This window comes from Streptomyces sp. NPDC037242, from assembly GCF_055604165.1.
Window position 1 is genome coordinate 129550 of the sequence record NZ_JBVJUY010000022.1, and the last position, 12242, is coordinate 141791.

Below are 12242 nucleotides of genomic sequence, written 5' to 3' on the forward strand. Positions count from 1 at the left end.
AGACCGGAGCTGACCCGACCTCAGATCCCGATCATCCGCAGAGCGTCGATCGCGGCCGGGGAGAGGAGGGACTCCTCCAGCCCGGCCAGGGGCATCCAGTCGACGGCGCAGGTGGAGTCGTCCTCCTTGGTGACCACGAGCGGGCCGGGCCGCAGATCGACGCGGTAGAAGAGCCCCACGAGGTTCCAACTCACCCCGAGCCGGTGCGCCGTGTACGCCCGCGCGTCGACCAGGCGGGCGTCGAGGAGTTCGAGCCCGGTCTCCTCGTACAGCTCGCGCTCCAGCGCCTCGCGCGGCTGCTCGCCCGGATCGATCCCCCCGCCGGGCAGGTGCCACAACCCCGGTTCGAAGACCGGCGAGGAGTCCGAGAGCCGGGTCAGCAGCAGTTGTTCCTGCACGGTGGCTATGGCGTAGGCCGATACCCGTGCGCGTACGTCCTTCGTCAAAACGTCCCCCTGTGGCTGGAGTTGCACGGCACACACCGGCCGCGAGGGGACAACCTATCCGGTCAGTACGGACGCACCTCGACCCGCTGGCCCCAGACCCGCGAATTGCATTCCGCGCTCAGCGTCCAGCTCTCGCCGGGGCTGATCCGGTGCCAACTCGTCCAGTTCCAGACCGAGATCCCGGACGTCGGACCGCAGAGGCCGCCGAGGCGGGCCCAGCTCGTCTCCGAACCGCCGGTGCAGTCCATCCAGAACGCCGTGTTCGCGTAGTGCCCGATGCAGGAGGCGAGGCTCTGAGCTCCGGCGGGAGCGGCACTGGCCGAAGTGGCGGGCACCAGGGCGAGCCCGGCGGCGGTGACGGTCGCGGCGGCGATGCCGAGGGCCTTGCTGCGCAGTTGCATGAGTTCTCCCGTTGGGCTCTCGTCCGGACTCTCGTCGGACCGGCGTGCAACGAAAGCTACTGTCGCCCCGGGCGGCCTTCGATCCCCGGAAGTTGGGGTTTCGCCGGGTGGGGCAATGCGGTAACAGACCCGCGTGACGCGATCGAACACAGGTTTACCCAGCGGCGCCGCGCTGCGCCGGGCCCGTACGAGCATCGAGAGGCTGTGCCTGGGGCTCCCGGATCCGCTGACGCTGTTCAGCGGCCTGAACGAGATCATCCCCGCAGCCGTGGCGGCGGACGGGGTGTGCGGGCTGACACTGGACCCGGCCACCCTCATGCACACCGGCGGCTTCCACGAAAAGGGCGTCCCGCACACCCACCTGCCCAGGCTCCTGGACATCGAATACGGGGAGGAGGACGTCAACCACTTCCCCCACCTGGTCAAGGCCGGCCGGCTCGCGGCCGGACTGTGGCAGGCCACCCGCCTTCGCCCGCACACCAGTTGCCGCTACCGCGACGTCTACCGCCCGACCGGCATGGGCGACGAGATGCGCGTGGTCCTGCGCGGACGCCACACGGTGTGGGGCGCGCTGGTCCTGCACCGGGGCGGTGACCGGGCGCCGTTCAGCGAGGGCGAGATCGCGGCCATGGAATCGCTCGCGCCGACCATCGCCGAAGGGCTGCGCCGTTCCTACCTCCGCCACGACGCCGCCACCGCGGACTCGCAGGACCCCGCCGCCCCCGGACTGCTCACCTTCGAGCCCGACGGCGGCATCGGCGGCGTCACCCCGTCCGGGCAGCTGTGGCTCGACCGGCTGGGCGGCACCCCCGCGGGGCCGGGCCGGCTCCCGCAGCCCGTCCTGCACGCGTCGCGCAGGGCCCGTACGACGGGCGACGCATCGGTGCGCCTGTACGGCGCGGCCGGGCGGTGGGTGTCGCTCACGGCCACGCGCATGGACACGGCCGGGCGCGTCGCGGTCATCATCCAGCCCAGCCGCCCCGAGCACACCATCGGGATCCTGATGGAAGCGTACGACCTCACCTCCCGCGAACAGGACGTCGCGCAGCTCGTCGTCTACGGCATGTCCGACACCGAGATCTCCCAGCGGCTCGGCATCTCCCCCTACACGGTCAGGGACCACCTCAAGAAGGTGTTCGACAAGACCGGGGCGAACAGCCGGGGCCGACTCCTGCGGATCCTCTACTTCAGCCACTACCAGCCCGGCGTCGAGAGCGGCCGCGCCATGGGAGCCCTCGGCTGGTTCCACACCGCCGGGCAGTAGGACCGCCTTTTGTATCGGCCGCGTATCAGGGAGCGCTTGGTCGTCCATCGAATCGGTGCGCCGGGCCGCGACGCGGTCGCCGCGCCCGATGTATGCCATATCGTTCCCTCCGGGCCGCCGTCTGCGCGCGGTGCACGCGGGGCCGGCCCGCAGGCCCGTATCCGTACGCGTACCCGCACCTCACGACCGTCCGAACAGGAGCCACCCGCCCGTGTCCTCGTCCGTCCCGACCCCGGCTCCGGCCGCTCCGCCCGCCGTCCGCGTGCTGCTGGTGGAGGACGACGACCTCATGCGCCGGTCCTTCACGGTCGCCCTGGAGCGCTACGGCTACCGGATGAAGACCGCGGCCGACGGACTGGCGGGCCTGGAGCTCTTCCGCGAAGAGCCCTTCGACCTGCTGATCCTGGACGTGATGCTGCCCGGTCTGGACGGGATCGGCCTGTGCCGCAGGGTCCGCGAGACCAGCCTGGTGCCGGTCCTGATGATGTCCGCCCGCGGCGACGGGCTCGACGTCGTCGCCGGCCTGGAGGCCGGGGCCGACGACTACGTGGTCAAACCCGTGGACACCTACGTCCTCGTGGCACGCATCCGTTCGCTCCTGCGGCGGGCGACCTACGCTCCTGCCCCCGCCCCGGGCCCCGCGCAGACCGCCGGCGACGGGCCGGCACCGTCCGAGGGCGAGGTGCTGGTCTTCGGCGACCTGAGCATCGACACCGGCGGCCTGGAGGTGTCCGTCTCCGGAACCCCGGTGGCGCTGACCCCGACCGAACTGAAGCTGCTGCTGGAGTTCGCCGCCCACCCCGGCATCGTCCTGGAGCGGCACACCCTCCTGCGCAACGTCTGGGACTACGGCTGGGACGGCGACAGCCGGGTCGTGGACCTGTGCGTACAGCGGCTGCGCGGCAAGCTAGGCCGGGACCGGATCGAGACGGTCCGCGGCTTCGGCTACAAGCTCAGGCGCTGACCCGGTGAGCCCGTTCCGCCGGCGGAAGCCCGCCCGCGTGCCGCTCCGCTGGAAGATCGCCACGCTGGCCGCGTCCACGGCCTGCCTGGTCGCCCTGGTCGTGGGCCTGTTGGTGCACGTGTGGACCGCGCACGAGATCCGGCACCGGGCCGAAAGGCAGGCCTTCGACGGGATCACCTCTGCCATGGACGTCTACCGGCGCACCGGGGCGCTCACGAGCAACGCCCGGCTCGACCCGCCCGATCTGCCCTACGCACTGCAGAACCCGACCGACGGCGACCGGCACGTCTCCTACGGCGGGAACGTCCCGGGCAGCATGGACCCCACCGTCTGGGGTGCCCAGCGGGTCGCCGGCCCGGGCAGCCCCGTGCTGGCCGTGCAGGTGACGATCTACGCGGATTTCCGTGAGCTGTACCGCCTCGACGTGACCATGGCGGTGGCCTCGCTGCTCGCACTCGCGGCGGCCACGCCCGTGGCGGTCTACGGAGCCGGGCTGCTCGCCCGCAGGCTGCGGCGGGTCTCCGAGACCGCGGGACGGATCTCCGCCGGGGACCTGGACGCCCGTACCGGGCACACCAAGGGCCGCGACGAGGTCGCCGACATCGCCACCACCGTCGACCTCATGGCGGACAGCCTCGGCCGACGGCTGCGCACGGAACGCCAGTTCACCGCGGACGTGGCCCACGAACTGCGCACCCCCGTCGGCGGCCTGCTGGCCACTGCCGACCTGCTGCCGGCCGGCGAGACCGAGGACCTCCTCCGGGCCCGGGTGCGCGACCTGCGCGGCCTGGTCGAGGACCTGCTGGAGATCTCCCGGCTCGACGCCGGCGCCGAACAGGCGGTCCGCGCCCGGGTCCCGCTCGACGCGGTCGTCGCCGAGGCAGTGGCGCGCACCGGCCTCGACACCGAGGTCACCGTGGCCGCCGACGCGCAGCACGGCGAGCGAGCCCGGAGCGTGGAGACCGACCCGCGCCGCCTCGAACGTATCGTCGCCAACCTCGTCGTCAACGCCCACCGGCACGGGAAGACCCCGGTGCAGGTCACCGTCGAGGGCCGTACGGTCGTCGTACGCGACCACGGCCCGGGCTTCCCCCCGGACCTGCTGCTCGACGGCCCGCGCCGCTTCCACACGGGCGCGGCGGAGCGCGGCTCGGGCCACGGCCTGGGCCTGACCATCGCCCTGGGCCAGGCCCGGGTCCTCGGCGCCGAACTGCACCTGGACAACGCCCCGGACGGCGGCGCCGTAGCCACCCTGCGCCTGCCGGCCTGACCGCCCGGTCCTCCGTCCGCCGCCCCTACGCAACCGATACAGAGCGGCGCCGGCGCCGATACACGGCGGCCCAGGCCCCGATACGTTCCCCCGACACCCTTCGAAGTGCACCGTTCCGCACCCGAAGAGGAGTCCCTGTGACCGCCGACCCCCTTGCCCCGTACTCGCTGCAAGCGACGACCGGGACCGCTGCTGCCGCCACCACCGATCTGTCGAAGTCCTACGGCAGCGGCGACACCCGCGTCGTCGCCCTGGACCGCGTCAGCATCTCCTTCCGGGAGGGCGAGTTCACCGCGATCATGGGACCCTCCGGCTGCGGCAAGTCCACCCTGATGCACTGCGCCGCAGGGCTCGACTCGTTCGACTCCGGTTCCGTCCGCATCGGCACCACCGAACTGGGCACGCTCGGCGACCGGCAGCTCACGCAGCTGCGCCGCGACCGGATCGGCTTCATCTTCCAGGCGTTCAACCTGCTGCCGACGCTGACCGCGCTGGAGAACATCACGCTGCCGCTGACCGTCGCCGGTCGTCGGCCCGACCGGAGGTGGCTGGAGCGCGTGGTCTCCATGGTCGGCCTCTCCCAGCGCCTCGGCCACCGGCCCGCACAGCTGTCCGGCGGGCAGCAGCAGCGCGTCGCGGTGGCCCGGGCGCTGGTCTCCCGGCCGGCGATCGTCTTCGGCGACGAGCCCACCGGCAACCTGGACTCCCGCGCCGGGGCCGAGGTCCTCGGCTTCCTGCGCGATTCGGTGCGCGAGCTCGGCCAGACCGTGGTCATGGTCACCCACGACCCCGTCGCCGCCGGGTACGCGGACCGCGTGGTCTTCCTCTCCGACGGCCGCCTGGTCGACGAGATGGCGCATCCCACTCCTGACCGGGTCCTGGACCGGATGAAGGCGTTCGACGCGCGCTCACGCACCAGCTGAGCCGAACACCCTGCCGCCGCCCGGACCTCGCCGCCGCCCGGACCTCCCCGCTTCGTCCCCGGCACCGAACCAGCCGCCCGCTCGCACCGCCGAGCCCGCCTCCCAGGATCCGCACCCCATGTTCCGTACCGCCCTGCGCAACGTGTTCGCGCACAAGGCCCGCCTGTTGATGACCGCCTTCGCGGTCATGCTCGGCGTCACCTTCATCTCCGGCAGCCTCGTCTACGGCGACAGCCTGAACCGTGCCGCCACCGCCCGGGCGAGCGCCGGCTTCGAGCGCATCGCCGTCAGCGTCTTCCCCGACGACTCCCGAGCCGGTGGCGCCCGTAGCGGCGGACCGGCCGGCATCGACGCCTCCGCCGTGGACACCCTGGCCAAGGTCCAGGGCGTCGCCGTCGCCGCGGGCCGGGTCGACGGCTTTGCCGCCGTCGCCGACCGCGAAGGCCGGCTGATCGGGCACGGCCCGTCCCACCGGGGTGGCAACTTCGCCCCGGGCGCGGACGGCAAGGACCCCGCGTACCGCTTCGTCCAGGGTTCCGGCCCGACCGGCAAGGACCAGATCGCCCTCGACGAGGCCACCGCCGCGAAGGGCGGCTACCGCATCGGCGACACCGTCCGCACCGGCACGAACCAGGGCGCCGCCTCGTACACCCTCAGCGGGACCTTCCGCCCCGACGGAACCCAACTCCCCGCCGGGGGCAGCCTGACGCTGTTCACCAACACCACCGCCCAGGAGCTCTTCCTCCAGCCCGGCCGCTACCAGAAGATCGACCTGACGGCCGCACCCGGCACCGACGCGACGCAACTGCTCAGCCGCGTCGAGCAGGCGCTGCCCCAGGGGACCGGCGCGGCCACCGGGGCCCGGCTCGGCCAGATCCAGGTGAGGCTCGCCACCAGCGACAGCGACACCATGAGCCAGATCCTGCTGGGCTTCGCCGCGGTGGCCCTGTTCGTCGCGACCTTCCTCATCTCCAACACCTTCACCATGCTCGTCGCCCGCCGCACCAGGGAGCTGGCCCTGATGCGGGCCGTCGGCGCCTCGCGCAAGCAGGTGCGCCGCATCCTGCTGACCGAGACCCTCGTCGTCGGCGCGGTCGCCTCCGCGGTCGGCCTCGCCGTCGGCACCGGGGTCGCCGCCCTGCTCCAAACCGTCTTCGCCGCCGCAGACGCCCCGGCCGCCCCGCTGGTCCTCACCCCGGGCACCGTGATCGCGTCCATGCTGGTCGGCACCGCCCTGCCCCTGGTCGCCGCCTGGCTGCCGATCCGCCGGGCCATGGCCATCCCGCCCGTCGCCGCGCTCAGCGCGGCCGAGTACACGGCGCCCGCTCGCGCCGGCTCCCTCCGTAACGGCCTGAGCGCCGCGCTGGTGCTGTGCGGCGCCGCCGCCACGGTGTACGGGGCCATCACCACCGGGAAGGGCGCCCGCACCGTCATCGGCCTCGGCGCGGCCCTCACCCTGACCGGCGCGATCGGCTTCATCCCGCTGCTGTCCCGGCCCTTCGTCGCCGCGCTCCAGCCGCTGCTGAGGCGCCTCCAGCCCGTGTACGGGGACCTCGCCGCCCGCAACACCGTGCGCGACCCGCGCCGCACCGGCGCCACCGCCGCCGCGCTCGCCATCGCCCTCACCCTCGCCTCGGGCCTGTCCGTCCTCGGGGCCTCTGCCGCCCAGTACCTCGACCGCGCGACCACCCACGACTTCACCGCCGACTACCTGGTGAAGCCGGCCGACGGCGCCATGCGGATGACCGGCGCCACCGCGGACCCCCTCAAGAAGCTGCCCGGCGTCGCGTCCAGCCCGCTCAACCAGTCCACCGAGTACCGCCTCGCCGGTACCCCCTCCGTCCTGACGGGCGTCGACCCCGCCACGATCGGCCGACTGCTCCGGTACGACATGATCGAGGGCTCCCTGGACAGCCTCGCCCAGGGCCAGATCGCCGTCGCCGAGTTCAAGGCCAAGGCGGCAGGCTGGCACGTCGGCCAGACCCTTCCCCTCAAGCGCCACGGCGACCAGAGCGGCAGCGTCACCATCGGCGCGATCTACCGGGCGGACGAGCAGAGCAACCTGCTGCCCAGCATCACCGCACCCGACTCCCTCGTCGCCCGCTACGACTCCAACCCCAACAACGCCGGGATCCTGGTGGCCGCGGACGGCGGACCCGGCCGGGCCGTGCTCGGCAGCATCACCCACGCCCTCGGCGACAACCCCGCCCTGGCCGTCCTCGACGAGGAGGCCATCCGCGCCGAGGACAGCGGCGGCATCGGTGACCAACTCAACGTCTTCTACGCCCTGCTGAGCATGGCCCTGGTGATCGCCGCACTGGGCATCGCCAACACCCTCGCGATGTCCGTCCTCGAACGCCGCAAGGAGATCGGCACCCTGCGCGCCCTCGGTGTGGACCGGGCCGGCGTGACCCGGATGATCCGCCTGGAGGCCCTGCTCCTCGGCGGGCTCGGCGCCACCCTCGGCACGGTCCTGGGAGTCTTCATGGGCTGGGCGCTGGGGCGCACACTCCAGGAGAGCGTGGTCGGCTACACGCTGGTCATTCCCTGGGGGCGCCTGGCCCTCGGCGTGCTCATCGCCCTGGCGGGCGCGCTGGCCGCCTCGCTCTGGCCGGCCCGCAGGGCGGCCCGGGTGGACATTCCCGCCGCGACGGCGGCCGCGTAGCCACCCGGACCGAAGCCGGGGCTTCACGCCGCATTCACCGGCGGCTGCCACCGTCTCCGTATGGCCCTCAGTAGACGAGAACTACTGGCAACCGGAGCAGCCGCAGCCGCCGGCCCCCTCACCCCCGCCGACCGGGACGACGCCGATACCGCCGCCACCTCCATCCGTACCTTGCGCGGCACGATCGCACCCGGCGCCCCGGACTACGTATACCTCCCGCTCGAAGTGCCTTCAGACATACGCGAGTTACGCATCGACTACACCTACGACAAACCGCCCCAGCCGTCCGGCACCCCGGGCAACGCGCTCGACATCGGCGTCTTCGACCAGCGCGGCACCGCCCTCGGAGGCCGCGGCTTCCGGGGCTGGTCGGGCGGCGCCCGCGGTGAGTTCTTCCTGCGGGCCGACGAGGCCACCCCCGGCTACCTGCCCGGCGCCATCGAACCCGGCCGCTGGCACCTGGTGTTGGGCCCGTACACGGTCGCCCCCCAAGGCCTGGCCTACGAGATCACCGCCACCTTCACCCACGGCCCGCAGGGGGTGTCTGTCGCCCCCGTCCACCCGCCGCAGCGCGCACGGGGCCGCGGCCGTGCCTGGTACCGGGGCGACTGCCACCTCCACTCCGTGCACTCCGACGGACGCCGCACCCCCGCCGAACTCGCCGCGCTCGCCCGTGGGGCGGACCTGGACTTCATCAACTCCTCCGAACACAACACGAATTCGGCCCACGCGGCCTGGGGCCCCGTCGCCGGGACCCATCCCGACCTACTGGTCCTGACGGGGGAGGAGGTCACCACCCGCACCGGCCACGTCCTCGCCGTCGGTACCGCACCGGGCACCTTCGTGGACTGGCGCTACCGCGCCCGCGACCAGCGCTTCGACCGCTTCGCACGGCAGATACGGCGGGCCGGAGGCCTGGTCGTCCCCGCCCACCCGCACGCCACCTGCATAGGCTGCGCCTGGAAGTTCGGCTTCGGCGAAGCCGACGCGGTGGAGGTGTGGAACGGCGCCTGGACCCCGGACGACGAGGTCGCCCTCGCCTCGTGGGACGCGACCCTGCGCGGCGCCGGCGAACAGTGGCTCCCGGTGATCGCGAGCAGCGACTACCACCGGGACCCGGACCGGGTGGGCACACCGCAGACGGTGGTCCTGGCCGAGGACCTGTCCCGCGAGGCGATACTGGCCGGCCTGCGGGCGGGCCGCAGCTACGCCGCGGAATCCTCGGCCGTGTCGGTGACCTTCGACGCGGTCACCGCGCGAGGAGCCCACGCCGGCATCGGCGACCGGCTCCGCGCCCCGGCCGACACCGAGGTCCTGGTGCGGCTGGCCGTGACCGGAGCCGACGGATGCGACCTGCGGCTGGTCACGGACCAGGGCGTGGCCTTCACGGCCCCGGCGGCCGCGTCGCTGGAGTGGCGCACCACACCCGCCCGTACGTCCTACGTCCGGGCGGAGGTCCGCCGTACGCCCCAGATGCCACCGCTGCCCGGAGCACCGGTGGCGCTGACCAACCCGATCTGGCTGACATGACCTTGCCGCTGCTCTAATCGCTGGTGAGCAGGGCGCGGAGGTCGATGATCTCGTAGCCCTGCCGCTGGGCCTCGTCGATGATGCGGGGCAGGGCCAGGGCGTCGAGGACGACTCCGTCGCCGGCGCTGCCGACGTGCATCTGGAGGATGGCGCCGGGAGCGAGGGCGTCGACGGCGCGCTGCACGGCCCGGTCGACGCTCATGCCGCCTTGTGGGCCGAGGTAGCCGTTGGTGTCCTGGGTGAACTCGATCGCCGCGTAGCCGAGGTCGTTGACGTCGGCGATCGAGTCTGGGGCGGTGGCGCTGTAGGGGAACCGGAACAGGGGGAGGGGCTCGGCCCCCGATGCCCGGCGGATCGCGGTGTCGGCGCGCCGGACTTCGCGGGCCCGTGCCTCGGTGGTGAGGTCGTCGAAGTAGGGGTGTGTGTGCGAGTGGTTGCCCAGGCCGTGGGCGGCCGCCATCGCGCGGACGGCGGCGGGATGGGACTCGGCGAACCGGCCGGTGGGGAAGAACGTGGCGGCGAGCTTCCGCTTGCGCAGCTCGGTCAGCACGGTATCGATCCCGGCCTCGTCCCAGGCGGAGTTGAACGTGAGCGCCACGATCTTCCGGGTGGTGGGAATGCGCCGGATCTCGTCACCGAACCACCCCGCCGGTGGACGGGGACCCGCCGCGGCCGGTGCGGCCAGGGACCGGGCTTGGGCCTGGGCGCCGGGGAGGGATCCCGCGGCCGCGAGCGCCGTCATCATGACGGCGCGACGTCCCATATGCATCATGGGTGGTCCCTTCGACCTCTTCGGCGCGGTCCGCTGTTCGCGGGCCTGTCTGGACTATGCGAGAGCGGCGGGCCCGGCGCCTCCAGCCCGGGCCGGGCACTCGGGTGATCTCGGATCTCGGATCTTGGCCATGCATGTCCGAATGTGACAGTCAGCCGTCATTGCGGCCATGGGTGGTGCCGGTGAGGATGGGGCCATGCCCACTTCGCACCGTGTCGTCATCGCGGTCTTCCCCGATGTCGACCTCCTCGACGTCACCGGCCCGGCCGAGGTCTTCGCCCTGGCCAACCGGGAGACCGCGGGCCGTGCCGGCTACCAGGTCCGGCTCGCCGGGCCGGAGGCCGGCGAGGTGCGTACGTCGGCGGGCGTGCGACTGCTGGCTGACCTCGCCTTCGACGAGGTCGGCGGGCGTGTGGACACCCTGCTGGTGCCCGGCGCGGTCGACATGGCCGAGGACGGTCCCCGGGCCCGGATCGACACCGACGTCGTGGCCTGGGTGAGGCAGACCGCCCCGCACGCACGGCGGGTGGCGTCGGTGTGCGTGGGCGCGCACATACTGGCGGCGGCCGGGCTGCTGGACGGGAAGACGGCGACCACGCACTGGTCGACCGCCGCCCAGCTCGCCGCCGACCATCCGGCCGTCACGGTCGACCCGGACCCGATCTTCGTCCGCACCGACCGCGGCCGGCTGTGGACGGGCGCCGGGATCAGCGCCTGCCTGGACCTCGCGCTCGCCCTGGTGGCCGAGGACCTGGGCGAGGACGTCGCGCTCGCCGTGGCCCGGCAACTGGTGATGTACCTCAAGCGGCAGGGCGGGCAGAGCCAGTTCTCCGTGCCGCTCAGCCGCCCGGCATCGGCCCGTCGGGACATCGACGAGCTGCGGCTGTGGATCGCGGACCACCTCGACGGGGACCTGTCCGCGGAGGTACTGGCGGCCCGGATGTGCCTGAGCGAGCGGCACTTCGCCCGCGTCTTCAAACAGGAGACGGGCGCCAGTCCCGCCGCCTACGTCGAAGCCGCCCGGGTGGAGGTGGCCCGGCGCCTGCTGGAGACCACCGACGGCCCGCTCGACCGGGTCGCGGCCGAGGCCGGGCTGGGCTCGGCGGAGACCCTGCACCGGGCGTTCAGGCGGCAGCTCGCCACGACCCCGGCCGCGTACCGCCGCCGCTTCCGGACGCAGACCGTCTGACCCTCTCCACTTCCACCGCACGACCACACCCAGGCAGGGCGGACGGCTTCGCCATGCCTGATTCCACGTGATTCCTCCATGAAAGGCACCCGATGAGCAAGAACCAGCCCTCCGCGACCCTGCGAGAGGTCAGCGGCCTTGACGACCAGCCGGCCAGGCTGAGCGACTCCGTCCTGATCATGATCGACTTCCAGAACACCTACCGCACCGGCGTCATGGCCCTGGAAGGTGCCGAGGAGGCCCTCGCGGCCGGCGCCCGCCTGCTGGAGCGCGCCCGCGCCGCGGGCACCCCGGTCGTCCACGTCATCAACGACGGCGGGCAGGACACCCCGTACGACATCCGCGCCCACATCGGCGCCATCAGCGACGAAGTCGCCCCGGCGGACGGCGAGCCGGTCGTGGTCAAGCACGTGCCGAACGCCTTCCACGCCACCGAACTGGAGAAGACGCTGACCGGCCTGGGCTTCGAACCCGGCAGCGGCAAGAGCCTGGTGCTGGCGGGCTTCATGACGCACATGTGCGTCAACTACACCGCCGAGGGTGCCTTCTACCGCGGCTACCGCCCCACCGCCGTCGCCGAGGCCACCGCCACGCGCGCCCTCGCCACCCCCGACGGCGCCGTCCTGCCCGCTGCCGCCCTCCAGAGCGCCGCCCTGACCGCGATCACCGACCTGTTCGGCGTGGTCGTCCCCACCGTGGACGCCCTCCCCGCCTGACCCGGAACCGGGGGGGGGGGGGGGGGGGGGGGGGGGGGGGGGGGGGGGGGGGGGGGGGGGGGGGGGGGGGGGGGGGGGGGGGGGGGGGGGGGGGGGGGGGGG

Annotated in this window: 11 protein-coding genes; 8 read left to right on the top strand and 3 right to left on the bottom strand. The window is 73.2% G+C overall.

Translation table 11 applies throughout. The features are described from left to right. Window positions 1-20: 20 nt before the first annotated feature. Both ACZ7GJ_RS25110 and ACZ7GJ_RS25115 read right to left on the bottom strand, forming a co-directional pair. Entirely contained in the window at window positions 21-446 is a 426-nt protein-coding gene (locus tag ACZ7GJ_RS25110) for an NUDIX hydrolase (RefSeq protein WP_470754885.1), read from the bottom strand. 62 nt (window positions 447-508) lie between these two features. Beyond that, window positions 509-847, bottom strand: a complete 339-nt coding sequence (locus ACZ7GJ_RS25115; RefSeq protein WP_470754887.1) for a hypothetical protein — start codon at window positions 845-847, stop codon at window positions 509-511. A 133-nt stretch (window positions 848-980) separates the two neighbouring features. On the opposite strand from ACZ7GJ_RS25115, the gene ACZ7GJ_RS25120 reads away from it, so the two are divergent. The 6 genes from ACZ7GJ_RS25120 to ACZ7GJ_RS25145 all read left to right on the top strand — a co-directional run bounded on the left by ACZ7GJ_RS25120 (window position 981) and on the right by ACZ7GJ_RS25145 (window position 9463). After that, on the top strand, window positions 981-2111 hold the full coding sequence (locus ACZ7GJ_RS25120) for a helix-turn-helix transcriptional regulator (RefSeq protein ID WP_470754888.1): 1131 nt from the start codon (window positions 981-983) through the stop codon (window positions 2109-2111). 211 nt (window positions 2112-2322) lie between these two features. Next, a complete protein-coding gene (gene cseB, locus ACZ7GJ_RS25125) occupies window positions 2323-3075 on the top strand; it encodes a two-component system response regulator CseB (RefSeq protein WP_470754889.1) in 753 nt (250 codons plus the stop codon). Between the two features lie 4 nt (window positions 3076-3079). Beyond that, window positions 3080-4345, top strand: a complete 1266-nt coding sequence (locus ACZ7GJ_RS25130) for a sensor histidine kinase (RefSeq protein WP_470754890.1) — start codon at window positions 3080-3082, stop codon at window positions 4343-4345. A 167-nt stretch (window positions 4346-4512) separates the two neighbouring features. Continuing rightward, window positions 4513-5268, top strand: coding sequence for an ABC transporter ATP-binding protein (locus ACZ7GJ_RS25135; RefSeq protein WP_470754904.1), 756 nt, complete (start codon window positions 4513-4515; stop codon window positions 5266-5268). 118 nt (window positions 5269-5386) lie between these two features. Beyond that, window positions 5387-7933 carry an ABC transporter permease gene (locus ACZ7GJ_RS25140; RefSeq protein ID WP_470754891.1) on the top strand — a complete coding sequence of 849 codons (2547 nt, stop codon included), beginning with the start codon at window positions 5387-5389 and terminating at the stop codon, window positions 7931-7933. A gap of 60 nt (window positions 7934-7993) precedes the next feature. Further along, window positions 7994-9463, top strand: coding sequence for a CehA/McbA family metallohydrolase (locus ACZ7GJ_RS25145; RefSeq protein WP_470754893.1), 1470 nt, complete (start codon window positions 7994-7996; stop codon window positions 9461-9463). A gap of 13 nt (window positions 9464-9476) precedes the next feature. Here ACZ7GJ_RS25145 and ACZ7GJ_RS25150 read toward each other — a convergent pair whose 3' ends face one another. Further along, on the bottom strand, window positions 9477-10235 hold the full coding sequence (locus ACZ7GJ_RS25150) for a polysaccharide deacetylase family protein (protein ID WP_470754894.1): 759 nt from the start codon (window positions 10233-10235) through the stop codon (window positions 9477-9479). Window positions 10236-10431: 196 nt separating this feature from the next. On the opposite strand from ACZ7GJ_RS25150, the gene ACZ7GJ_RS25155 reads away from it, so the two are divergent. Next, window positions 10432-11424 (top strand): GlxA family transcriptional regulator, encoded by a 993-nt coding sequence (locus tag ACZ7GJ_RS25155; protein WP_470754895.1) that lies wholly within the window; start codon window positions 10432-10434, stop codon window positions 11422-11424. A 92-nt stretch (window positions 11425-11516) separates the two neighbouring features. Further along, entirely contained in the window at window positions 11517-12140 is a 624-nt protein-coding gene (locus ACZ7GJ_RS25160; RefSeq protein ID WP_470754896.1) for an isochorismatase family protein, read from the top strand. Window positions 12141-12242 lie beyond the last annotated feature (102 nt).

Bases quoted from the DNA above. Each gene is read 5' to 3' on its own strand.
- ACZ7GJ_RS25115 (WP_470754887.1), bottom strand. From the start codon at position 847: ATGCAACTGCGCAGCAAGGCCCTCGGCATCGCCGCCGCGACCGTCACC.
- ACZ7GJ_RS25140 (WP_470754891.1), top strand. From the start codon at position 5,387: ATGTTCCGTACCGCCCTGCGCAACGTGTTCGCGCACAAGGCCCGCCTG.
- ACZ7GJ_RS25145 (WP_470754893.1), top strand. From the start codon at position 7,994: ATGGCCCTCAGTAGACGAGAACTACTGGCAACCGGAGCAGCCGCAGCC.
- ACZ7GJ_RS25150 (WP_470754894.1), bottom strand. From the start codon at position 10,235: ATGATGCATATGGGACGTCGCGCCGTCATGATGACGGCGCTCGCGGCC.
- ACZ7GJ_RS25155 (WP_470754895.1), top strand. From the start codon at position 10,432: ATGCCCACTTCGCACCGTGTCGTCATCGCGGTCTTCCCCGATGTCGAC.
- ACZ7GJ_RS25160 (WP_470754896.1), top strand. From the start codon at position 11,517: ATGAGCAAGAACCAGCCCTCCGCGACCCTGCGAGAGGTCAGCGGCCTT.